Origin of the sequence: Acinetobacter proteolyticus, from assembly GCF_000367945.1 — a bacterium.
Classification (GTDB): Bacteria; Pseudomonadota; Gammaproteobacteria; order Pseudomonadales; family Moraxellaceae; genus Acinetobacter; species Acinetobacter proteolyticus.
In genome coordinates, this window is record NZ_KB849179.1 from 1,155,705 (window position 1) to 1,178,463 (window position 22,759).

Annotated in this window: 30 protein-coding genes; 3 read left to right on the plus strand and 27 right to left on the minus strand. The window is 40.2% G+C overall.

Annotated features, from left to right (window positions below; translation table 11 throughout):
- Positions 1-63 precede the first annotated feature (63 nt).
- Both F993_RS11330 and F993_RS11325 read left to right on the plus strand, forming a co-directional pair.
- Complete coding sequence (locus F993_RS11330) at positions 64-720, plus strand: AzlC family ABC transporter permease (protein WP_004653851.1); 657 nt, start codon at positions 64-66, stop codon at positions 718-720.
- The gene (locus F993_RS11325) at positions 717-1,043 is read left to right on the plus strand and encodes an AzlD domain-containing protein (RefSeq protein ID WP_004653852.1); all 327 of its coding nucleotides are present in this window, start codon (positions 717-719) and stop codon (positions 1,041-1,043) included. Before F993_RS11330 ends, F993_RS11325 begins: the two co-directional genes overlap by 4 nt.
- Before the next feature lie 87 nt (positions 1,044-1,130).
- Here the strand turns inward: F993_RS11325 and F993_RS11320 are convergent, their stop codons facing one another.
- The 16 genes from F993_RS11320 to F993_RS11250 all read right to left on the minus strand — a co-directional run bounded on the left by F993_RS11320 (position 1,131) and on the right by F993_RS11250 (position 12,635).
- Positions 1,131-1,496, minus strand: a complete 366-nt coding sequence (locus tag F993_RS11320; protein ID WP_004653853.1) for a lipopolysaccharide assembly protein LapA domain-containing protein — start codon at positions 1,494-1,496, stop codon at positions 1,131-1,133.
- A gap of 14 nt (positions 1,497-1,510) precedes the next feature.
- Positions 1,511-1,813 (minus strand): integration host factor subunit beta, encoded by a 303-nt coding sequence (locus tag F993_RS11315; protein ID WP_004653854.1) that lies wholly within the window; start codon positions 1,811-1,813, stop codon positions 1,511-1,513.
- Between the two features lie 157 nt (positions 1,814-1,970).
- Positions 1,971-3,662, minus strand: a complete 1,692-nt coding sequence (gene rpsA, locus F993_RS11310; protein ID WP_004653855.1) for a 30S ribosomal protein S1 — start codon at positions 3,660-3,662, stop codon at positions 1,971-1,973.
- A 115-nt stretch (positions 3,663-3,777) separates the two neighbouring features.
- A complete protein-coding gene (cmk, locus tag F993_RS11305; RefSeq protein WP_004653856.1) occupies positions 3,778-4,458 on the minus strand; it encodes a (d)CMP kinase in 681 nt (226 codons plus the stop codon).
- A 9-nt stretch (positions 4,459-4,467) separates the two neighbouring features.
- Positions 4,468-4,908 (minus strand): SRPBCC family protein, encoded by a 441-nt coding sequence (locus F993_RS11300; protein WP_004653858.1) that lies wholly within the window; start codon positions 4,906-4,908, stop codon positions 4,468-4,470.
- Between the two features lie 66 nt (positions 4,909-4,974).
- The gene (tadA, locus tag F993_RS11295) at positions 4,975-5,484 is read right to left on the minus strand and encodes a tRNA adenosine(34) deaminase TadA (RefSeq protein ID WP_004653859.1); all 510 of its coding nucleotides are present in this window, start codon (positions 5,482-5,484) and stop codon (positions 4,975-4,977) included.
- Positions 5,485-5,489: 5 nt separating this feature from the next.
- Positions 5,490-6,614: an enoyl-CoA hydratase/isomerase family protein gene (locus tag F993_RS11290; RefSeq protein WP_171066041.1), complete on the minus strand. Its 1,125-nt coding sequence runs from the start codon at positions 6,612-6,614 to the stop codon at positions 5,490-5,492.
- Positions 6,611-7,324, minus strand: a complete 714-nt coding sequence (gene ung / locus F993_RS11285) for a uracil-DNA glycosylase (RefSeq protein WP_004653862.1) — start codon at positions 7,322-7,324, stop codon at positions 6,611-6,613. Before ung ends, F993_RS11290 begins: the two co-directional genes overlap by 4 nt.
- Before the next feature lie 44 nt (positions 7,325-7,368).
- Positions 7,369-7,965 carry a 6-pyruvoyl trahydropterin synthase family protein gene (locus tag F993_RS11280; protein WP_004653863.1) on the minus strand — a complete coding sequence of 199 codons (597 nt, stop codon included), beginning with the start codon at positions 7,963-7,965 and terminating at the stop codon, positions 7,369-7,371.
- Between the two features lie 108 nt (positions 7,966-8,073).
- Positions 8,074-9,108 carry a type II secretion system minor pseudopilin GspK gene (gene gspK / locus F993_RS11275; protein WP_004653865.1) on the minus strand — a complete coding sequence of 345 codons (1,035 nt, stop codon included), beginning with the start codon at positions 9,106-9,108 and terminating at the stop codon, positions 8,074-8,076.
- Positions 9,065-9,799, minus strand: coding sequence for a type II secretion system minor pseudopilin GspJ (gspJ, locus tag F993_RS11270; RefSeq protein ID WP_004653866.1), 735 nt, complete (start codon positions 9,797-9,799; stop codon positions 9,065-9,067). Before gspJ ends, gspK begins: the two co-directional genes overlap by 44 nt.
- Positions 9,796-10,224, minus strand: a complete 429-nt coding sequence (gene gspI, locus F993_RS0119695) for a type II secretion system minor pseudopilin GspI (RefSeq protein WP_228254125.1) — start codon at positions 10,222-10,224, stop codon at positions 9,796-9,798. Before gspI ends, gspJ begins: the two co-directional genes overlap by 4 nt.
- A 58-nt stretch (positions 10,225-10,282) precedes the next feature.
- Positions 10,283-10,831 carry a pilus assembly FimT family protein gene (locus tag F993_RS11265; RefSeq protein WP_004653869.1) on the minus strand — a complete coding sequence of 183 codons (549 nt, stop codon included), beginning with the start codon at positions 10,829-10,831 and terminating at the stop codon, positions 10,283-10,285.
- 11 nt (positions 10,832-10,842) lie between these two features.
- Positions 10,843-11,451 carry a TetR/AcrR family transcriptional regulator gene (locus tag F993_RS11260; RefSeq protein ID WP_004653870.1) on the minus strand — a complete coding sequence of 203 codons (609 nt, stop codon included), beginning with the start codon at positions 11,449-11,451 and terminating at the stop codon, positions 10,843-10,845.
- A gap of 41 nt (positions 11,452-11,492) precedes the next feature.
- Positions 11,493-12,266: a TatD family hydrolase gene (locus F993_RS11255; RefSeq protein ID WP_004653871.1), complete on the minus strand. Its 774-nt coding sequence runs from the start codon at positions 12,264-12,266 to the stop codon at positions 11,493-11,495.
- A gap of 24 nt (positions 12,267-12,290) precedes the next feature.
- Positions 12,291-12,635 carry a PilZ domain-containing protein gene (locus tag F993_RS11250; RefSeq protein WP_004653872.1) on the minus strand — a complete coding sequence of 115 codons (345 nt, stop codon included), beginning with the start codon at positions 12,633-12,635 and terminating at the stop codon, positions 12,291-12,293.
- 478 nt (positions 12,636-13,113) lie between these two features.
- Here F993_RS11250 and F993_RS11245 point away from each other — a divergent pair, with 478 nt between their 5' ends.
- Positions 13,114-13,476, plus strand: coding sequence for a hypothetical protein (locus F993_RS11245; RefSeq protein WP_228254114.1), 363 nt, complete (start codon positions 13,114-13,116; stop codon positions 13,474-13,476).
- A 53-nt stretch (positions 13,477-13,529) separates the two neighbouring features.
- On the opposite strand, the gene F993_RS11240 is transcribed toward F993_RS11245, so the two are convergent.
- The 11 genes from F993_RS11240 to rsmG all read right to left on the minus strand — a co-directional run bounded on the left by F993_RS11240 (position 13,530) and on the right by rsmG (position 22,670).
- Positions 13,530-14,039: a lipoprotein gene (locus tag F993_RS11240; RefSeq protein ID WP_032812706.1), complete on the minus strand. Its 510-nt coding sequence runs from the start codon at positions 14,037-14,039 to the stop codon at positions 13,530-13,532.
- Between the two features lie 157 nt (positions 14,040-14,196).
- Complete coding sequence (locus F993_RS11235) at positions 14,197-14,502, minus strand: hypothetical protein (protein ID WP_004653875.1); 306 nt, start codon at positions 14,500-14,502, stop codon at positions 14,197-14,199.
- 184 nt (positions 14,503-14,686) lie between these two features.
- Positions 14,687-15,670, minus strand: coding sequence for a DNA polymerase III, delta' subunit (locus tag F993_RS11230; RefSeq protein WP_004653877.1), 984 nt, complete (start codon positions 15,668-15,670; stop codon positions 14,687-14,689).
- Between the two features lie 2 nt (positions 15,671-15,672).
- A complete protein-coding gene (gene kdsB / locus F993_RS11225) occupies positions 15,673-16,434 on the minus strand; it encodes a 3-deoxy-manno-octulosonate cytidylyltransferase (protein WP_004653878.1) in 762 nt (253 codons plus the stop codon).
- 9 nt (positions 16,435-16,443) lie between these two features.
- On the minus strand, positions 16,444-17,451 hold the full coding sequence (gene lpxK, locus F993_RS11220) for a tetraacyldisaccharide 4'-kinase (RefSeq protein ID WP_004653879.1): 1,008 nt from the start codon (positions 17,449-17,451) through the stop codon (positions 16,444-16,446).
- A gap of 2 nt (positions 17,452-17,453) precedes the next feature.
- On the minus strand, positions 17,454-19,181 hold the full coding sequence (msbA, locus tag F993_RS11215) for a lipid A export permease/ATP-binding protein MsbA (protein WP_004653880.1): 1,728 nt from the start codon (positions 19,179-19,181) through the stop codon (positions 17,454-17,456).
- Positions 19,178-19,606, minus strand: coding sequence for an ExbD/TolR family protein (locus tag F993_RS11210; RefSeq protein WP_004653881.1), 429 nt, complete (start codon positions 19,604-19,606; stop codon positions 19,178-19,180). The genes msbA and F993_RS11210 overlap by 4 nt, the downstream gene beginning before the upstream one ends.
- A gap of 14 nt (positions 19,607-19,620) precedes the next feature.
- Positions 19,621-20,250 (minus strand): MotA/TolQ/ExbB proton channel family protein, encoded by a 630-nt coding sequence (locus tag F993_RS11205; RefSeq protein ID WP_004653882.1) that lies wholly within the window; start codon positions 20,248-20,250, stop codon positions 19,621-19,623.
- A gap of 99 nt (positions 20,251-20,349) precedes the next feature.
- The gene (locus tag F993_RS11200; protein WP_004653883.1) at positions 20,350-21,237 is read right to left on the minus strand and encodes a ParB/RepB/Spo0J family partition protein; all 888 of its coding nucleotides are present in this window, start codon (positions 21,235-21,237) and stop codon (positions 20,350-20,352) included.
- A complete protein-coding gene (locus tag F993_RS11195; protein ID WP_004653884.1) occupies positions 21,234-22,016 on the minus strand; it encodes a ParA family protein in 783 nt (260 codons plus the stop codon). Before F993_RS11195 ends, F993_RS11200 begins: the two co-directional genes overlap by 4 nt.
- Positions 22,017-22,034: 18 nt before the next feature.
- On the minus strand, positions 22,035-22,670 hold the full coding sequence (gene rsmG / locus F993_RS11190; protein ID WP_004653885.1) for a 16S rRNA (guanine(527)-N(7))-methyltransferase RsmG: 636 nt from the start codon (positions 22,668-22,670) through the stop codon (positions 22,035-22,037).
- Positions 22,671-22,759 lie beyond the last annotated feature (89 nt).

Sequence of the window (22,759 nt, forward strand, 5' to 3'; positions counted from 1 at the left end):
TTTTGACGAACAGTATAAATCTAATCTATTATATCGTACGTTCGTTTGATATAGAAAAGAAAGATGCCAGATAAAGAGCGGTATAATCTCATCAAAGCCATTAGCCTCATTTCTATTGCCACTGGAATTGTTGGAATTTCATTAGGTTCAGTTGCAGCAAGCTTTGATGTGCCCATGTGGATTCCCCTATTACTTTCTTTAACTGTTCTGGCTGGAGCAGCCGAATTTACGTTCATTGGTATGATTGCGACAGGTGCGAACCCTATTTTTGCAGCATTGACGGGCATATTAATCAACCTACGCCATCTGCCATTTGGTTTATCCGTTGCAACATTTATTGAGAAAAATGCATCTCGTTTTATCGCTTGTCACATCATGAATGATGAAAGTGTGATGTTTGGACTAAGCCAGCACAATGATCAAGCCAAGAAATGGGCGTATTGGATGTGTGGATTAGGCATTTGCATTCTTTGGCCAATTGGCGTGTTTATTGGCTATGTTTTGAGTAAAAATATTCCTGATATTTATGTGTTTGGTATTGATGCTGCATTTCCCGCTATTCTTTTTGCTTTGATTCTGCCGATGCTCAGAAACAAAACCACACGAAATCGGGTATTTCTTGGTACCACATTATCTTTAGCTTCTATCCCGCTACTACCAACAGGTTTGCCTGTTCTCGTTTCAATGTTTGGTCTTCTGCTGAAAGGTAAATCAAAATGAAATATAGTGAAAGTTATATCTTTATTGGGATGGCCGTACTCGCACTAGGCACTTATCTCATTCGCTATTCGGGATTCTATTTGGCTGATCGTATAACGTTTAAAGAGCATCACAAACAACTTCTTGCCGATTCTGCTTGCGTTCTGCTATTTACCTTAGCCATATTCAATACACTTTTTTCTGAAACTCATTTCAGTGGAATCAGTAAAATCGTGGGTGTCGCTGTTGCAGTTGTGTTTGCATGGAAGAAATATTCGCTGATCGTGGTCATCCTAGTTGCGATGTTGGTGACTGCAAGCTTGAGATACCTCGGCATTCCTTAATGTAAAAAAAATAGCCCTTCATAAAAAGGGCTATTTTTTATTTACTATAAAATCTTAAAGAATTTATAGCTCAAAAGATATTCTCAATTACAACGGTGTACGTGTTTGACTCTCAGGATTGATATCCAACACAGTTTTCTCATGTCTTACACTTGCAGCAGCTTCTGCGGCAGCCTGTTGTGCAAGTTGGATCTGCTCTTTACGCAGATGATCAATATCTTTACGAAGACGCTTGATTTCCCAACTGGTCTGGAATACTCGGAAAACTTGCACACCAAGAAGCAAACCAACCACAACACCTAAGACCAAGGTCAGTAAAAGTAGCAAGCCCAAGCGCATTGCTGGAACTTGAGTAAATAGTAAATCTACTTGTAGCTCAGCCGGATTTTGAAGCACTAAAGCGAGTGAATAACCAAAAATGGCAACGAGTAATGCAATTAATACATAACGCATAAACACCTCAATTCTTATTCAGCAGATTCGTTTACTGCGTCACGAAGTGCCTTACCAGGTTTAAAATGTGGAACTGCTTTTGCAGCAACATCAACAGATTTACCTGTTTTAGGATTACGCCCTAAACGTGGCTCACGGTGATGTAATGCAAAACTACCAAAACCACGGATCTCAATACGATCGCCGCTTGAAAGTGCTTCAATCATTTGATCAATCATAATCTTAACTGCATCTTCAACTAAAGGCTCAGCTAAGTGTGGGTTTTTAAGTGCAATCCGTTCAATTAAATCAGATTTATTAAGTGCTTCAGTAGTCATTGATGACCTCTTTAATTATTGCTACTTTCCAATGTTTTTAATAATAACCTGTTTAAATACAAAACGGTAGCGCAGTACATGATTACTACGCTACCGTTTACAGTATTTTTGTATAAAAAAGTACGTCTCTGTTACAAGAAACGTACTTTTTAACAAATTACTTCATTTGAGCTTTAATTAAGTCACCAATAGTCTTAGGACCATTGCTTTCAGAAGTTTGAGCCGCTGCAGCTTGGCGAGCATTGTTCACAGCTTCTTTCTCTTCAGCTTCGTCTTTCGCTTTGATAGACAAGTTGATAGAGCGAGATTTGCGATCAACGTTAATGATCTTCGCTTCAACTTCTTGACCAACTTCTAAGAATTTAGTCGCATCTTCAACGCGGTCACGGTTGATTTCAGATGCTTTAAGCGTTGCTTCGATGTCATCAGCTAATTTAACTGTAGCACCTTTAGCATCAACAGCAGTTACAGTACCTTTAACTAAAGCACCGCGCTCGTTAGCAGCTAAGAAATCATTGAATGGATCGCTGTTTAATTGCTTGATACCAAGGCTGATACGGTTACCTTCAGCGTCAACAGATAAGATAACTGCTTCAACTGTGTCACCTTTCTTGTAACGACGAATCGCTTCTTCGCCTTGTTCGTTCCAAGAAATGTCAGACAAGTGTACTAAACCGTCGATACCACCAGATAAACCGATGAAGATACCGAAGTCAGTGATTGACTTGATCGTACCAGAAACTTTTTCGCCTTTTTCATTTGCTTTAGCAAACTCTTCCCATGGGTTAGCACGAGTTTGTTTGATACCCAATGAAATACGACGACGTTCTTCGTCAACTTCAAGAACCATAACATCAACTTCATCACCGATCTGAACAACTTTAGATGGGTGGATGTTTTTGTTTGTGTGGTCCATTTCTGAAACGTGTACTAAACCTTCAACGCCTTCAGCGATTTCAGCGATTTCAGCGAAGCAACCGTAGTCAGTTAAGTTAGTTACACGTGCTTTAACGATAGAACCTTTAGGGTAACGGCTCATGATCGCTAACCATGGATCTTCGCCTAATTGCTTAAGGCCTAAAGATACGCGGTTACGCTCGCGGTCAAACTTAAGTACTTTAACAGTAACTTCTTGACCAACTTCAACAACTTCTGAAGGGTGCTTGATACGCTTCCAAGCCATATCTGTGATATGTAGAAGACCATCAATACCGCCAAGATCAACGAACGCGCCGTAATCAGTAAGGTTCTTGATTGTACCTGTAACAGTTTGACCTTCTTCAAGTTGAGCAAGTAATGCTTCACGGTCAGCTGAAGATTCAGCTTCCATAACTGCACGACGAGATACAACAACGTTGTTACGTTTAGCATCAAGTTTGATTACTTTGAACTCTAACTCTTTACCTTCAAGGTGAGTTGTGTCACGGATAGGACGAGTGTCAACTAAAGAACCTGGTAAGAATGCACGTACAGGACCGATGTCAACAGTGAAACCGCCTTTAACCTTACCAGAGATAACACCAGTAACGATTTCGCCGTCTTCAAAGATTTTCTCAAGTTTAGTCCAAGTTTCAGCACGTTTCGCTTTTTCACGTGATAAAACGGTTTGACCCATACCGTTGTCAAGCGCTTCAACAACTACGTCAACAGTATCGCCAACTTGAACTTCAAGTTCACGTTGTTCATTTAAAAATTCAGCACGGTCAACAACGCCTTCAGATTTAAGGCCAGTGTCAACAGTAACCCAGTCAGAATCGATACTAACAACAGTACCTTGGATGACTGCACCCTTTTCAACATTGAGGTTTAATTCACTTTCTTCAAAGAGGGCTGCAAAAGATTCGGTCATGATATACCTGATAAAGTCCGCGGTCTTGGATCAGACAAGGCCGGTTTAGTTAAGTTGTTACATTGTCCAAAAAATCTGATCAAGCAATGCTTCAACTGATAAAAAAATTGTGTATCTATTTTATACGGCTATTGATATAGTCAACCATCAACTGAAATACCTCATTGATGCCTATTGTAGAACTATCAATGACATACGCATCATCAGCGGGCTTGAGCGGAGCAACTGTACGCTCCATATCTCTTTTATCTCTAGCCTGTATGTTAGATAAAATGTCGCTTATTTTAGCATCAAGCCCCATACCCTGCAACTGTTTTACGCGTCGCTCTGCACGAGACTCAGCCGAAGCCGTTAGGTAAATTTTAGCTTGAGCTTCTGGAAAGATCGATGTTGCCATGTCTCTGCCATCAGCTACCAGTCCAGGCGCTTGAATAAATGCACGCTGACGTGCAAATAATGCTTTTCTTAATGCAGGCACAGTGGCAACTTTAGAGGCATACTCTCCGACCTGTTCAGTCCGAATAGTATTAGTGACATCTACACCCTCAAGAAAAATCAATGTCGCTGCTTCAGTCGTTTTAAATTCGATATCCAAATGTGTCGCATACTCAACACATTGATCTAAATTTGCATCAATGCGATCAAGCAAACCATGCTGAAACAATGACAATCCAAGTAAACGATACAACGCACCAGAATCTAATAAATTAAAGTGATAATGTGCTGCAATTTTAGCGGCTAGTGTACCCTTACCCGAACCACTAGGACCATCGATCGTAATAATATGAATTGTCATTCCCATCTCTTATGAAGCAACTGATTTGGCTAATTTTGAAAAGCCTAGTGTAATCGCTGCTTTGAGTTGTGCAAGAACTAATTTACTGACTAAAGGTGCTTTTGCTGTAAATTCAATCTTATACGTTACCAAAGTAATATAAGGCGTGATTTCTTTAAAATCGATTTGACCTAAATGATGCTTCACCAATGGATTATTAATCAGTTTATATTCGATCCGTTTATTTTCTTCCAACAAGGTAATTTCTTCTTGTAAGGGTTTGATCGGACCAAACCCCATACGACGAATTGAACCAATGCCATCAGGGCGTTTTGGGTCAGCCGAGTCTTTTACGCGAACCACTTGTAAAGGTGCAAATGCCTTGTTGTAGGTGGCATGTTTTGACAATAAGTCGAAAACTTCAGAGATCGGTGCATTGAATTCTTTTTTTACAGTAATTGCATTACGCATAACATTGCCTTTTTATGTGACCCAAAATCATTGGAGGCTTAGTTTGCCATAATCTTAAAGACATTTTTAATCATTTAAGGACGTTTTTGACACACGGATTTTCTTCTTTTCTTCCCGTCTCTGTTTAAAAAAATCACTCAGTTGCTGTGAGCATTGTGCTTGTAAACAACCTTGCTCAAAAACAAATTTGTGATTGTAATAACCACTATCAAGTAATTGTCTTGCACTGATTAAAGAACCCGCTTTCGGTTCGGTTGTGGCAAATACGACACGTTGAACACGTGCATGCACTAAAGCACCTACACACATGGTGCAAGGCTCAAGGGTGACATAGAGCGTGGTATCTTCTGGCAATCGATAGTTATTTAATGACTGGCACGCAACACGTAAGGCTTGTATCTCAGCATGCGCGGTTGGATCGGAAAGCGTAATCGGTGCATTATATCCAGCACCAATCACCTGCCCATGACTCACTAAAATTGCTCCCACAGGGATTTCACCTTGTGCTGCGGCCAATGCAGCCTGCTCATAGGCAAGCTGCATCCAATATTCATCATTACGATTTTCAGAATTCATACGGCTCAGGCAATAACACTATATTGCTTCAACAATACATTCCAGCTTTCGATATTAGTGATTGGAGGACAATCCCCTAAAATACCCTTCAAGCTCAGTTGCTCAGTTGCTTGCCATTCTGGAGACAAGTCTTTATCCACTAAACGTGCACGTACACCTTCGACAAAGTCTGGATGACGGATCTTCCAATCTGAAATTTGAGCCTCAAGTGCAAAAACCTCATCCCAAGCATGCCCTTGCTTGCCCCATTGCCACAACAACCATGTAATTGCAGCCGTGCTTGGTGAACCTTTTTGTAAGTTTTCACTGGCTTGACGTAACCAATCGCTACTTGCATCGCTCAAACCAATAATTGATTGGTAGTCATATTCAAAGCTTTGTCCACGACATACGCTATGAATCACATCGATTGAATTTTGTAATGGCCCAGATGCAACAGGACGATGCAAACTATTCAAGGTATCGTCAATTGCTCTAAATGCGCCTGCTGGATAATGGTTCCAGTCTACATTCAAAACTTTCTGCAAGACATTATCGCGTTGCGCTTCACAGATATGGGTCGCCCAACCTATACTGAACGCCCCAGCGGCGGTCATGATTGAACCTGTTAATCCTGTAAATAGGCCAATTTGACCACGATCTGCCAAGAAGCGGCTCGCACCCACATCTGGATATAAGCCGATATTGATTTCTGGCATGGCCAGACGTGAATAAGGCGTGACCAGGCGAAATGGTGCAGCCATAAATAGACCGAGCCCACCACCCATCACATAACCTTCGCCCCACACTACAATCGGTTTAGCATAATTATGTAACAGTAAATCAAGTGCATATTCTTGCTGGAAGAATTGATTTGCCGCATCAACTTCCTGATTAATCACCAACTGGCGTAATTTGCGAACATCACCACCCGCACAAAATGCTTTAGGTGTGGTTGAATCAAACCAAATTGCTTTCACTGTCTCGTCGACATGAAAATCTTCAAAAACTTGAAGCAGTGCAGTGACAATCGATTCATCTAAGGCATGCAAAGATTTAGGGCGATTAAGACGAATGATTCGCCAACCATTTTTTGCGTGTTCAATAACTAAATCTGGATGATAGCTATTTAAATCAGGAGAAGTCATTATGCGTCCAATTGCCAGTCTATAGGCTCAATGCCATGTTGTTTCAAATAATGATTGGTTTTAGAAAATACTTTACAGCCAAAAAAGCCACCACGATTCGCAGCAAGTGGGGATGGGTGTGCTGCACTTAAAACAAGATGTCTATTACGATCAATACGTTGACCTTTACGTTGTGCATACGCACCCCATAAAATAAACACCACATGTTCACGCTGCTCATTCAATACATCAATCACTGTATCGGTAAAATCTTCCCATCCTTGTTTTTGATGTGAAGTGGGCTGTCCTGCTTCTACCGTGAGTACACTGTTGAGTAACAGTACCCCTTGTGCTGCCCATTTACTCAAATCGCCATGACGTGAAATCGGTACAGCCAAATCGGTATGTAATTCGTGAAAAATATTACGCAAAGATGGCGGTAATGCAACCCCCCTTTGTACCGAAAAACTTAGACCATTGGCCTGATTTGGACCATGATATGGATCTTGGCCTAAAATCACGACTTTAACGTCAGCAAGCGGCGTGGTATTCAGTGCATTAAAAATCTGTTTACTCGGTGGATAAATGGTCTTTTCAGCAAGTTTTTCTTGCTGTAAAAACTCACGCAAGTTATCCATTTTTTGACTAAGCAAAAACTCTGATAATGAGATTTTCCAAGACTCGTCCAACTGAACTTTACTTAATTTGTCCTGCTGCTGTTCAGTAAATTGCATCCACATTCCTTGAAATAAATTCACTCAAATACGTGCAAAAGCACTCAAATATTAACTTGTAATTCTACGTTTGGGTTTTGGAACTTGATACCTTTTTTCAGATTTTCATACATCTGAACATCACTCCATTCAGCCTGCACTTGTTCTGAAAACACAATTTGATCCAGACTTAATGCACCCATTTGTGCATTATCAATATCTTCCTGAAAACTTTGTGCGTAACCTGTATCCGTTTCATGCACAATAACAGAATAAACCTCCACATCACCCTCACCGTTTTGAGTAGTGGTTGAGTTCAATACCTGTTGGGCAAGATAAAAGAAAATACGGGAAAACTGTTCAGCCGATGGCGAAACAGGTAAAGCAATCCAACGCGCGCTAAATGTTTTACATGCATCAATATAGGCAGGATCATCTTTCTGCCAAAAACAGATTGCATGATCAAAACTATCATACAGTTCTTTAATTACGCCTTTTAACAGACCGAAGTCATAGACCATTTGCCCATGATCCAACTTTGACGCTTTTAATAATAATTCAACTTTATAGCTATGCCCATGAATCGAACGCTTACAGCGGTCCGATGTACAGTTACGTACAATATGAGCATTTTCAAACTTAAATAATTTACGAATTAACATGCACCAAGCTAATCTTTTATCTGCAAACGAATTTTATTATAAAGCAAAAAAACGTGCATTGGGATTGATTTTAAATCTTGTCACCATTTGATAAATCAATCCTTAAAATCACTCAAATGGTACAAGACTTCTTGAATAAACAGAGACTTGCTTATCTTTTCTCACTAAAGAACTGCTAAATTGACGCTTGCGTTCGCTTAAAACAACCTCAATTTGTGCGGTAAAATAATTAGACTTGCTATCTAGTAAAGCTGCCGCATCAGTTTTATTTTGTTGTTCTATTCCAGAAAAAACACTTAACTTCCATAAATCTTCTGCATTATTGAAATAAGTGAGCTCTGTTTGCTTACGCTTTAGTTCTTGCTCTACTGTTTTAACATCCACTTTCGGATCGATACTGGCAAGCAATAATGCGGGGGCGGTATTGATATTTACTTTGGTTTGTTCAGGTAAAGCCGTGACATAGGGTTTAATCAAGTCATAGTTTTTACCTTCAAAGCCCCTCACCAACTTAAGTTCCTCAACGCTATGGAATTTTGTATTGGGTACTAAATACGCAGGATCTAAACCTTGGTAATAACTACTCTCAGCGCCCATCGCGCCAGTTACCTCTTCATTGCTATCTTGCCAGTCAATGACTGCCTGACTCAACTCAGCAGGCAAACCAACCCGCTGTAACAATTTTTCAAACCAGCGCCGTGCCGAATCATCAACTTGATTTCCATCTGCTTTGACTAAATTATTGAGGTTAAATTTTCCCGACTCATCAATTAAACGTCCTGATACCAAACCATCTTCCACAGGAAACGGCGGCATCGGCTTGGCCCAGTTTTCCTGTAAATGGTCAATCGTCCCTCCATTGTCGCTGTCTTGGATCAATAATTCAGAGAAAAATGCTTCCGCACTTTTCGCATAGAGCAGCGATTGATTTTGACGCATCAAATAGCCTGTATTTTCGGAGGTATTGGTTTGCCGTTTGGCAATCGTCGCTGCCAAAATCGTTGCCAAGGCAACCATAACCAATATCGTGAGTAATGCAATGCCACTCTGAGCAACTCCATAACTTCGAGCTTTTCTAATCACCGGATATGCCTCTTGCTCATTGTGTTGGAAGCTGAGTAGGATTAGATGAATTTGATCCATCTCTATTATTAGGTGAATTTGTACCCTCACCCGTACCACCCGAATTTCCTATTGACTGCAAATATATCTGTGTATTCAGCAGACTATAAACCCATTCATAATCTGTGCCGGCAACAGTTAATTGTATTTTTAACCCTAAAGGTAATTTTTTTAGCTCAGCGATATTGTTCGGATCACTGATATTTTCAGGCCATTGCGTCAGTTCCTGGGGATTCAGAGCCATCACTTTAAATTGGTCTACATTATCCAGCAGCGTACTTGAAATCGGCTGTACGCGATTCGGAATATTCAAATTTGAATACTTTAAGCGATACACTTTCTTTTGTGCTGAATCATAGCGGTATTCAATGCGCTCATAGGGTGAGAGTCCCTGTTTCAATGGATCTGAAACCCCAGCTTTGCTAAATGCAAAATGTTGATCATTCAATGCAAAGGCCGCTTGCAACTGCCGCCCATCATTTGCCGTCAAGGGGATAATCTGTAAGCTATCTCTTAAAACCTGTTGATAGGCATCTTGCAAGGCGAATAAATGCATTTCATGTTCTGCATTTCGATCTTTTACTTTTAATAGATAATCAAAAACCTTCCATCCCAACATCGAAAGTACCGCAAAAATTGCAATGGCAACCAACAATTCCACCAAAGTAAAACCAGACTGAGGTGAAGAGCGATGATTCGCATGATATTTCATTGTGTTCTCGCCTTTGCAGGATAATTAAAGAACACAAGATTGGAAACACCCGCTTCGACCTTACCTTGTTCATTATTAAATAAGCTGACTTGCAACTCGATTCGTTGGATTTTTGGGCTAATGGTCGATTGTGCTTTTTTATCAATTTGCCAGGTTTCACCTTGGGAAGTGATTTGCTTGGATTGTGTTCCATCCAGCCATTCCTGATTGATCTCCATCATCGCCACTTCATTCATTGCGACAAATTGTGCTTTAGTTCTTAAAATCGCATTTGAAGTTGACTGCGTGTACTGCATCGCAACTTTAGTTAGGGCAATGGCTGCAACGGCAAAGATCGCCAAGGCCACCATCACTTCGAGCAGGGTAAATCCTGAGACACGATTAAATCGAGCAAGGCTCGATCGTGTCGCAAGGCGAGAAGCGATGCTTCGATTATTAGAATTATTCACCCAAGCACACGATGGAGCGCTTTCATCTGAATATTTAATTTTCATCTATTTTACCCAAATGATCTAGCTCTAACTCATGACCAATCGGTTGTTGCTCATAATAGAACTGAATCCGAACTGGTTTCACTTCACCATTGCCAAACCAAATCAGTTGTGGGGCTTTACCGCCCAGCAAGTCTTCGTTTTTTGCTTTGTTATAAGTCGCGGTATCTAGACTTTGGATACTAAAAGACACACGATCAGGTAATTGGCGCGTTTTAAATTCTTTGTACAATTGCCAAGTACGGTCTGCCTGTTGGATCTGTTCACGGCTTTGATCATGGTATTCAAACAAGTTATAGCTAAATGGTGCAACATCGGTGGCATTCTGGGTATTTAGAGCAAAAACTTTGGCCTGATCTGTTGCTTCTTTATTTATTTTTTTCAGATCAAGAATAAACATTTCTCTAGCTTGCATTGCTCGGCGTTGATCAACTCCACCAATATTTAACACTACCAAAGACGCCATGATGGTCATAATAACAATCACCACCATGACTTCAATCAGGGTAAAAGCTCTTTGCGAATGCGGTGGTGATTTCATTATCTTTTCAACTATGGCATTGCCGATTCGAGTAACTTAGGTAAGGCCAAAGCCTGCTCAATATAGGCGACACGTAAAGTATCCCGAGAACCTAAATAGCGCTGATAGAAGCTTGAGTTCAAAATAACCGCAGCACCATAGGTCAACGACCAGATTGAGGCGAGATAATCACGAGTAGTCATGGTGCTATTGATCCCTAATAAATAACTCTCGGTCATCCGAATGATGATACGTAAGCGCTGTCGGCGTACTTTATACAACTCACTAAAAAGCAATTGAATGCCCTGACCCGTTGTCGAAAGACGTTCTTCAATTTGATGAAATAACGCAGTGCGTTCGGGGTGATGTAAATGATGCAGCATAAAGAATGCTAAATGTTCAGGAAAAGCCTTTTCCGTATCCTGAATCATTTCCAATAACATACGCTCATTACGGATAATGAGCAGCATATACAATTCATCTTTACTTTGAAAATGCTTATATAGCGTACCTTTGGCAAGATCTAGCTCGGCTGCCAAGGCATCCAGCGTCATACCAGCTTCGCCATTTTCTAATAGGAGTTGCTCCGCGATTTGAAAAATTAATACTTCTCGTGCTCTAAACTGAGCCTGACGATCCATTTTCACGTAATAACTCTCTTTCCTAGTACATCAAAAACCGTTTACTTCAAATTTAAGAGATTCTCAAAATTTTGTGTTGTAATCATGCCAATCTCTTCAACCGATTTATCATATACATCACTTAATGCTTTTGCTACAAAAGGAACGTATTTTGGTTCATTGGTTTTACCTCGATATGGCACAGGTGCTAAATAAGGGCTATCCGTTTCAATCAACAAACGATCAAGGGGTACCTGCTTCGCAACATCACGTAAGTCTTGTGCATTTTTGAAAGAGACGATACCAGAAAAGGAAATGTAATACCCACAATCCAGAACCGCTTTTGCCGTTTCCCAGTCCTCGGTAAAGCAATGCAGAATGCCGTGTGTAGATTGTTCTGCCCGAATAATATCTACAGTGTCGTGCTTCGCTGCTCGGGTATGTACCACCACTGGCTTTTTAACAATTTTTGATGCTTCAATATGACGTGCAAAACAACGTTTTTGCTCAGCAACAAAATCGGTGCTGTGGTAATAATCTAAACCCGTTTCTCCTAGGGCCCACACTTTGTCTGACTGAGCAAGGTTGACGAGATAATCCGTTGTTGCACGCGCCATGATATGCTCATCCTCACAAGGATGCACACCGACTGAATAACCGACATCCTCATGTCGAGCAGCAATTTCAGCTAATTTAACATGATCATCAAGATCAACTGAAATCCCCATGAACTTGGACACACCTGCAAGTCGCGCTTGTTCAAGTGCTTGATCTAAATCCCCTTGATAAGGACTTAGATCTAACATGGTTAGATGGCAATGCGTATCAACAAACACTCTTTCTTCCTATTTTCTTTACAACTACATCGTATAGCTTGGACGATCCAAGCCTTTTATACCCGCCAATAATTTTTCAGCTTCGTTTTTATAATACACACCTTTTTCACCCACAAGCTGGATTGCAAAGCCTTGTGGTTTAAAGTGCGTCTGTTTATGCGAAATCCAGATCACTTTTCCGGTCAAAGGAATCTTTTGTGATTGCTCGGGCAAGGTTGCCAATACAAACACCTCTTGTCCCATTTTAACGGCTTGTTTCGTCGGTACGAACAAACCACCACCCACAACAAAAGGCATATAGCTGGATTGCAATGTGGTTTTATCTGGAATATTGACCTGTATAATTCCGCCCATCATTTGTGGTTGCATAACATTCCCCTGTCAAAAACTGAATTCACTCACATATTAATAATTTTATACCATTGATAAATCTAAAAATATTACTAACCATACATAATTTTAGAAAATTCTCATTGGTGACCGTCTAATAAAAAATCTATACTCGATTTATGGCTTGATTATAGAAAACAATCGAACAAACAACAAATAATGTTTAAATAAAACCCGAGCAAAACAATCAACCTACGCTTTATTTAAACAAGCCATAAATTCTAGAAAGAATTGTTTAAACCGTGATGACAATTCATCAAAGCTGACTGAACCTACTCGATTAAAACATAAAAAGGCAGATCAAAAGGAGTTTAGAGTGAAAAGAATAAGCCTAATCATCTTATGTAGTGTTTACTTACTAAACCCATCTGTGCCCTTTGCAAAGACTTTGGACAAACAACCCAAATTCACTGACTATCCAGTGCAAATCTATAAAGGGCCCACTGCAAAATTAGACATGAGTGATGCTGATGCTCGTTTGTTTAGAACACGGTTATCAGAAGGACTAAAACAAAAACCTGACTATGCTGGAGAATATGTCGCAGTTGGTTGGGGTTGTGGTGCAATGTGTTTCAGCCTGACCTTAATTAGCAAGAGAACAGGAAAAATTCTCGAAGTATTCGGTGGTGAAACTGGAGAAAAATTAATTGATATCCAACCCAATAGCTTATTATTGGTCACACATGGTTCCGTTCAAATGAATGGAAAAGATATCTATGCTAAAAAATTCTACCTCCTCAACAACAACCAATTAAAACTGGTTTATCACACGCCCATTTCTGCAAAAAGTGAAGATGATAACAACACGTTAAACCCATAAATACTTCAGATCGATAAAGATAGTAAGCAAGCCTTACTATCTCGATCAAAATATTACTTTGTGGCTTTTACGATCTCGGCTTTATCAAATGAGAACCAACATTCACCTTGTGTCGCCCATTTCGATTCGGTGGTACCAAGCACACCCGTCACGGTAATTCGATCGCCAACTTTTAGATTGCTAATTTTGTCTGTATTTACTTTTAAATCATCGCGAGTCAGGCCTTGCCCTTTACACTTGCTATTAGTCGGATCTTTAAAAATAATTGCGATTTGGTTTTGAGAAATCACTTCACCTGTTTTAGTAATGCGAGTAATGATTCCCGGTACTTCAAGACGCTGAGCATCCCATTTCCGTTTTGCCGTAATTTCGTTTTGTTGCCAATCTCTCCAGATTTCAGAAAGTGTTGCTTTCTTTGCAGGCCCTAAGCCGCGAAAGTCTCCACTCAAAATGTCTCCAGTTTTATTTAAAATTCCATCCGTTGCAGACATTGCTGAATCCAATGTCTGACAAGCACTCAATGATAAAAAGCTTAAAGCGACCAAAAATGTTTTTATGTGCATATCTAAATTCCCTAGCATACCTAGCAAAACGCCATGTGAAAAAATAACATATTTATTTATATATGTGAATTTTTAACATTCTCTGTAAGGGAAATTTTTTCCATAAAAAAACCGCTCTTCTAAGCGGTTTTTTAGTCGGCATTCAATTCATGCATGACTATTTTTCAGTACATTTATAATCAAAATCCAATGTGCTAATCATTCGATCTGTATTTCTTGAAATCACGGAAATATTACTCACCCCAGCTTCAATATAAAACTTACCACTGAACTGACTCGCTATCGAGCCTTGAGCATGATTGAAAGAATAGCTATACACACATTCGTATGCTTGAGAACCTGAATTTGAAGCATTAATCGCAAACGAGGAGCCATTAATATTGGATACAAATTTCGGTTCAGCCATTGCAATACTAGGTATGAGTGCAAATGATAAAACAATCGCGATAAATGTTATTTTCATCTCTATAATCCTTATTTTTTAATATTATTGTGAAGTAACTCACATTTTATCTACTTTTAATAAGGTTTAAAGAGCACCGAACAATTTATATACAAACTTTACATAAGCATGATAAAAACTTACCCTCCTGATTAGTTCAGAAGGTTAAGCCTATAAATTTAATTAAAATATTTTTAAAATCTACTTAAGCAACATTCATTAATTGAATAAATAACTCATCCAATACTAATTGGGTTTGCACATTTTGCTCAATCATTAACTTTTTCTGCTGTAAGTCAGAATAAATCGTAAAAAGTGCTTCTAAACTGTAGAACTCGGCAAGTGGTTTAAAGTCCAGATCATCATTTTTTAAGGATTGATGCAACTTCAAACTGACCAAATCCCCTAAAAGATATTCAAACATGGTAATGAATTCAGAAAAATTTAATTCTTTAGACCATTTATTTGAATAGTTTAAAGGCATATTCTTTTCAGCAACCAATTTAAACCAATCATTCAAGAATAATGCACGTTTCTGCAACCACTCACTCTTTTCAATCTCAATGGCCGTCAATGGCATATCATTGGCTAGACTCAGCAATAATGATATTTGTTCATTTGAGATTTCTGGAATTTGTTGCTGTACAAATGTTTTTGCATCCTGAATCGTCAAGCGATCTAAAGCGAAGTGCTGTAAACGGCTTCGAATAGTCGCAGGAAGCTTTAAGTAATGGTCAGCCAATAAGATCAACACAACCTTCTCACCAGGCTCTTCCAAGGTCTTCAGCAGCGCATTGGCTGAGGCGGTATTCAATGCTTCCGCAGGCTCAATAACCACCACCCGCCAACCTTCTCCTGTTTGTTGAACAAACGGAAGAAGATCCCGAATTTTTTCAATTTTAATCTTTGCATTTTGCTTCTTATTGTCTTCATCCGTGGTGATATGTACATAGTTTGGGTGCGTATCAGACTTCAACCATTGACAACTGCTACACTCACCACAGGCCTGTTGTGCCTGTTTATTTAAACACAGCACCCAAGCCACAAATCGTTCTGCAAACTCTTTCTTGGCGCAACCTTTCTTTCCGTAAAATAAAAGACCATGCCCAAGTTCAGGAAAGCGAGTTGTTAATAATTCCCATGTCTGAGCATGCCAAGGATAAATCACTGTAGATTGAGTATCGACCATAATTATTCAAATGCACTCAAAGGCAGAGTATTTAAGCGATCTAAATCAGCCTGAGTATCAACCCCTGGCGGTAAATTGGCTTCTGCCACCGCAATAGCAATACGGTGACCGTTTTCGAGTACACGGAGTTGCTCTAAACTTTCCAACTTTTCCAGATGACCTTGTTCCCAAGTAACATAGTCTTGCAGCAATTTCACCCGATAAGCATATAGACCTAAATGACGAAAAGCTTGGTCATGGAATGTTGGTTCAGCCTGTTTCGCAGCATCACGGTCATACGGAATGGTTGCTCGGCTAAAGTACAGCGCCTCATTACGCTTACTCATCACTACTTTAACAATACTATCTCGCTGAAACTCTTCTAACTGATGGATTGGTTCACACAGCGTAGACATTGAACATTGCGGATTTTCAACTAAAAGCTGACTCACCTGCTGAACCAATTGTGCAGGCAACAATGGCTCATCGCCTTGTACATTGACAATAATATCATCTTGTGACCATCCTTTCAGACGTGCAACTTCGCTTAAACGGTCAGTGCCTGAAGGATGTTCTGCACGGGTCATCACCACATCAATCCCTTCCGCTCGACATACCTCTGCGATGCGCTCGTCATCTGTAGCCACACACAGATCATCAAAACCAGCAACTTTTTTGGCTTGGTCGACCACACGCAAAATCATTGGACGGCCATGAATGAGTAATAAAGGTTTTGCTGGTAAACGAGAACTAGCAAAACGAGCTGGAATGACAATATGTTTCATGGTCGCTCTCTAAGAAAATTGAATACCAACGTGTTGTAACTGCTGTTTCAGCAAGTCATAACAATCGGATGATAAAACAGCCTCAACAGGAACCACCCAAATCGGCGTGTTAAATTCAGGATGTTGCTTTAATAAAGTTTTAAACTTTACGGCATCTTTTTCAGTGGTAATAATCGCATCATGATTTTCAAATACCAAATCATCAATTTCATAATCATGGTGATCTGGAAACTCATGTGCCTGATATTGCTGCACACCTATCGTATTTAAGGTGTGATAAAAACGTTGTGGAAAGCCAATACCAACAACCGCATTAAAGTACTGATTAGCATCAAACCAGTTTGCTTCAAGATTGCCATTTAAAAGATAAGGCTGTCCAACCGACAAATGCATGCTTCTTTGTGCTTGTGCAGTTTTGCTATGTTCAATTACTGTACTATCATTTAGGCGTGATTTCGGCTCTCGCAAATAACCTTCAGGTAATAATTTTTCATTGCCCAAACCACGATTTTGATCTAATACAATCCATTCAAGCTGACGTGCCAAAGCCCAATGTTGCAAGCCATCGTCGCTAATAATGAGATCAAGTTTCTGATTTTCGAGCAACAACTCGATCGAAGCTTGTCGGTTCGGCCCAACCGCCATTGGGACATGAGTCGATTGAACAATGAGACATGGCTCATCACCAACAGTATTTGGCTCAGAGTGTTGAGTTACCAAAAGTGGGAATGGACCTTCGCCACCATAACCCCGACTAATGACCCCCACACGGATCTGCTGATGCTGTAAGTATTTGACCAGTTGGATCAACAATGGCGTTTTACCACTGCCGCCAACCGTAATATTACCAATCACCATGACAGGTACGGGTGCTGTATAAACAGGTTTAATTCCGTGTTTATACAAGGCTTGATTGGCACAAAAACCAAATCGGTATAACCAAGACAGTGGGCGCAACACCACCAACCACGAAGCTTGTTCATTCCAAGCATCCTGTATTCGTTGCGCCATCGACATACTTAGTTTTCCTCAAAATTGCGTTGGTGTAGCTGATAGTACATGCCATGTTTTGCCAGTAGCTCAGCATGGGTACCTTGTTCAATAATCTGACCTTTATCCATCACCACAATGACATCCGCATTTTCAACTGTAGATAAGCGGTGCGCAATCACAATAGTGGTACGGCCTTGCATGGCTTCATCAAATGCTTGTTGGATAAAGTATTCAGATTCGTTATCTAAAGCACTGGTTGCTTCGTCTAAAATCAAGATCGGAGAGTCTTTTAAAATTGCTCTTGCAATCGCAATACGTTGTCGCTGGCCACCTGATAGATTTAAGCCTTGGGCACCTAGAATCGTGTCATAGCCTTGCGGCAAGTTCATAATAAAGTCATGTGCATAAGCAGCTTTGGCAGCGGCAATCACTTGCTCATCACTTGAATCTTGTAACTGACCATAAGCAATGTTATCACGTACTGAACGGTTAAATAACACCACTTGCTGATTCACGGTTGCAATTTGTGAACGCAAATAAGCCAACTCAATCTCTTGAACAGGAATACCATCAAAATAAATTTGCCCGTCGCTTAACTCTTGAAAGCGTGGCAGCATGTTGACCAATGAGGTTTTCCCTGCACCCGAACGTCCGACCAGGGCAACTGTTTGACCCGCCTTAATATCCAAAGAGAAGTCTTTAATCGCATGGGTGCCATCATCATAACGCAGGTTGGCATGATCAAATTGAATATTTCCTTTCAATACAGGCTTAAGCTGACCATCATTGACTTCTTCAGGCATATCCAATAATTCAAAGACCGAATGTGCTGCCGCCAGACCACGTTGAAGCTTTTCATTGATATCCGTCAGATTTTTCACAGGCTTAGAAATCAAGCCCGCTGCAGTAATGAATGAAATAAACTCACCCGCTGAAGTATCTCCAAATACTTGTGGACGCAACGCCAACCAAAGAATGATTGCCATCGCCATTGATAATAACAGCTGAATGATTGGGCTATTAATATTTTGCACCACCACCATTTTCAAACCACGGCGTAAGTTTTCTTCTGAAGACTTATAAAAACGCTTCTGCTCAAACGTCTCACCCGTAAAGCTCTTCACAACTGAGTTAGCGGTAATAGTTTCTTGAACCACATGGTTCACATCACCCATGGTATTTTGTACTTGGATCGACAGTTTTCGCATTTTCTTCGATGCAATTCTGACCAATATCCCAATAAATGGCATGAAAACCACGATACATAGCGTTAAACGCCAGTTGGTGTAAAGCAGATAACTTAATAGGCCAATAACAATCAAACCATCTTTGATCAGTGTCTGCAAAGACTCAGAAGAAGCAGCTGTTAACTGCTCCACGTTATACATTAACTTGGCACTGATATGACCCGCACTGTTATCAAGATAGTATTGGGCTGGGAGTCTTAACAATTTTGCATAGACTTCCTGACGGATACTAAACACCAAACTACGTGAAATAACCGCAGAAAAATAACCACCAAGAAATAGGCCGACACCGCGGAAGAACATCAACAAGACAATCAGTGCTGGAAACCAGTCCAAGTTTGTACGACTACCTTCTTGAATGGCATCAATAATGTATTTCAGCAACTTTGCAACAGAAACCTCCGTCGCAGCGTTGATTCCAAAACCAAGCAAGACGAGTAAGGCAACGCCCCAATAAGATTTTAAATACGATATTAAACGGACATAAACCTTAAAATCCTGATTCACTCAGTAAAACCTCTCGTTGGAACTTTAGTGCTGATATTGACGTTAACAAAACCGAGTTGGCCTGCCACATCCATCACACGAATCACATCTTGATGCGTAGCTTTGGCATCCGCAGCAATAATAAACATAAAATCACGACGATCTTGTGCAACTTGCTTAATCGCTGTGCTTAAATCAGCGATATCTTTACTCGACAAAGCCTGACCATTCACTGAGTAATGCCCTGTGGAGTCTACCATGATTTCAATTTTATGATCGTATTGTTTAGGTGGAACACCCTGTGCATCAGGCAATGTCAGGTTGATACGACTTTGTTGACTAAAAGTCGTTGATAATAATAAAAACACCAAAATAAATAACATGCAGTCAATCATTGGTGTCAAATTGATATGAATATCTTCAACTTGAGAGCGTTTAAACTTCATCGCAGCACCTCAGCTTAACTGGCACGACGGTGTTCTGGTACATGTGCTGCTTTTTTATAAAACAGCGCAGCATGAAACAAGGTCGACTGCTGCTCTAATTCAGCAATATATTCATGTACTACACGTTGGAAATAACGATAGGCAATCATTGCCGGAATCGCAATCAACATCCCGACAGCCGTGGTAATTAATGCTTTAGAAATACCCGGCATCATCATACTGGCATTACCAGCTGAACCTACATCTATCACTAAAAATGATTCAATAATCCCGAGTACCGTTCCAAGTAACCCCAATAAAGGTGCAATTGCACTCAAAGTGCCTAAGAAGTTGATATTTTTTTCAAGATGACTAATTTCTTGTGAAGCGGCGGCTTCCATTTGAGCACGTGCAAATTGTTCACCTTGGTCTTGATGCAGGTAACCCGCTTTTAGAATACGACCCAAAGGACTTTTTGATGCTTCATCTTGTTGTAACTGCGTAATGACCGACTCAACATCTGAACCATTAACAAGCAAAGCTTGCGGTAAAACTTGTGACCGTTTTAAACGAATATATCGTTCTAGTGTAATCGCAACCGTAAAAATTGATGAGAGAATGAGGGGCAGCATTAACCAACCACCCGCTTTCACAAGTTCCCACATATTATTCCCCAATAATATTTAAACTATAAAAGGATGGATTAGGATTCATTGATCGCTCATACAGATTTGCAAAAGCGATGAACAAATTCATCCTTAATATTAGTTAGGCAAACAAATATTGAGGATTCCATCCAACTCATCCAATGAGTGGTAATGAATGACCATTTTCCCTTTACCTTTTTGATTATGGTCAATTTTCACATTTGCCCCAAAACGTTCAGATAGTTTTTGAGTCAATTGTTCAATATCTGGAGAAATCTGAGCCTTTTCCTTTTCAGGCTTTGGTTCACTCCACTCACGAACTAACTGTTCAGTCTGGCGTACAGACAAACCTTTTTCAATCACGATTTGTGCAACCGCAATTTGATCTTTTGCCTTCAACGTCAAAATCGCACGGGCATGCCCCATATCGATCTGACCTTGCTGCATAAAGTCTTTAATCGGATCGGCCAAGCTAAGCAAACGTAACAAGTTACTCACTGTAGTACGTGCCTTACCGACCGTATCCGCAATTTCTTGATGACTTAAACCAAACTCATCATGGAACCGTTGTAAAGCAACCGCCTGATCAATCGGGTTTAAATCTTGACGTTGAATGTTTTCAATTAAAGCCAAAGCAATTGCAACTTGATCATTCAAGTCACGCACAATCGCAGGAATTTCAGCCAAGCCTGCCAATTGAGCTGCACGCCAACGACGCTCACCTGCAATAATTTCATAAGGATGCTGTTCATCCTCTACAGGACGAATCACAATCGGCTGCATCACACCATGTTTTTCAATTGATGCTGCCAGCTCTTGTAAATCTTGTTCTTGGATAAAGCGACGTGGTTGGTATTCACCACGTTTCAATAAATTGACATCAATTTGCTTGAGTTGACCATGATCCAAGGCTTGTGCTTCAAGTTGCAATTTCTCTTTTTGAATTGAACCTAATAGCGCATCTAAACCACGACCTTTAGCCAATCCGCGTTTTTTGATGCTCATACAGCACTTCCTTTTTTCACTTTACTTTTCTTCAACATTTCTGCAGCGAGATTCAAATATGAAACAGCGCCCTTCGAACTTTTCTCAAAATAAATCACAGGCAAACCATGCGCTGGTGCTTCAGCCAAACGAATATTTCGTGGAATGACCGTTTCATATAGTTTTTTACCAAAATATTGCTCTAACTCTGCTGACACATCACGGGTCAATGCATTACGAGCATCATACATGGTACGTAATACCCCAACGATTTCCAAGTTTGGATTAAGGGCTTTTTGTATACGGTCAATGGTTTGTGTAAGATCAGCCAGACCTTCTAAAGCATAGTATTCACATTGCATTGGAATAATCACACCATTGACGGCAGCCAAAGCATTCACAGTGATCAGGCTTAAGCTTGGCGCGCAATCGACAATAATATAATCAAATGCAGAATCGACTTCTTGCAGTGCATTTTTAAGAATGAACTCTCGCCCGTCCTGTTCAGCAATCGCAAGTTCTACACCCGCAAGTTCACGGTTTGCACCTAAAACCTTATAACCTACTTCAGCTTTTTGAATCGCCGTTTCAATCGGCACTTCACCCAATAACACATCTGTGACTGAATAAAGTAAATCATTCTTTTGAATACCAGACCCCATGGTGGCATTCCCTTGTGAGTCCATATCGACCAACAAGACACGTTTCTTCAAGATCGCCAAAGAGGCAGCAAGATTGACTGCTGTCGTGGTTTTTCCCACACCACCTTTTTGGTTTGCAATCGCAATAATTTGAGCCATGACTACCCTTAATATTTTTTATTGAATACGTTGAAGTAAAAGTAAATGACGCTGTTCATCCAATCTTGGCACACGCAGTTCAATAATCTTACATGAATACTGATCTTTCATCTGCTCAACTTCATCCTCTGGGACTAAGCCTTTCATTGCAGCAATGATACTTTGTTCATGCATATAAGGTTGTGCTGCATCTACAAAATCGGTCAAAGAAGCAAATGCTCGACTGGTAATGACATCAAACTGACCAAGCTCTCCAATGCTGTCTTCATTTTCAACACGTGTTTGAACTGCAATTACATTTTTCAGTTTTAAGTCTGCAATAAATTGCTTCAAGAAACGAATCTTTTTCCCATTCGAATCTAATAGTACACAAGAACGTTCTGGTTGGCATAATGCAATGATCATGCCCGGCATACCACCGCCCGTACCCACATCTAACAAACGGCCTTCGGGCAAATCATTTAAGATACTTAAACTATCTAATAAATGTTTAACCAACATTTCTTTCGGCTCACGAATTGCCGTCAAGTTGTAGGCCTTATTCCATAGCACGAGAGCATCTTGATATTTCAATAAGAGTGTTAGGGCGTCCTCACTCAGGTTCAGACCTAGCGCTTGACTACCTTGCTTTAATTCTTGAAAAAAAGGATGCATAACAGTGCAACATCTCGATAAATTTGCTGTGCAGTATACCGATTTCTGATACAAGGCACAGTAGGACTTGTTGAACGATTATGCAGTTA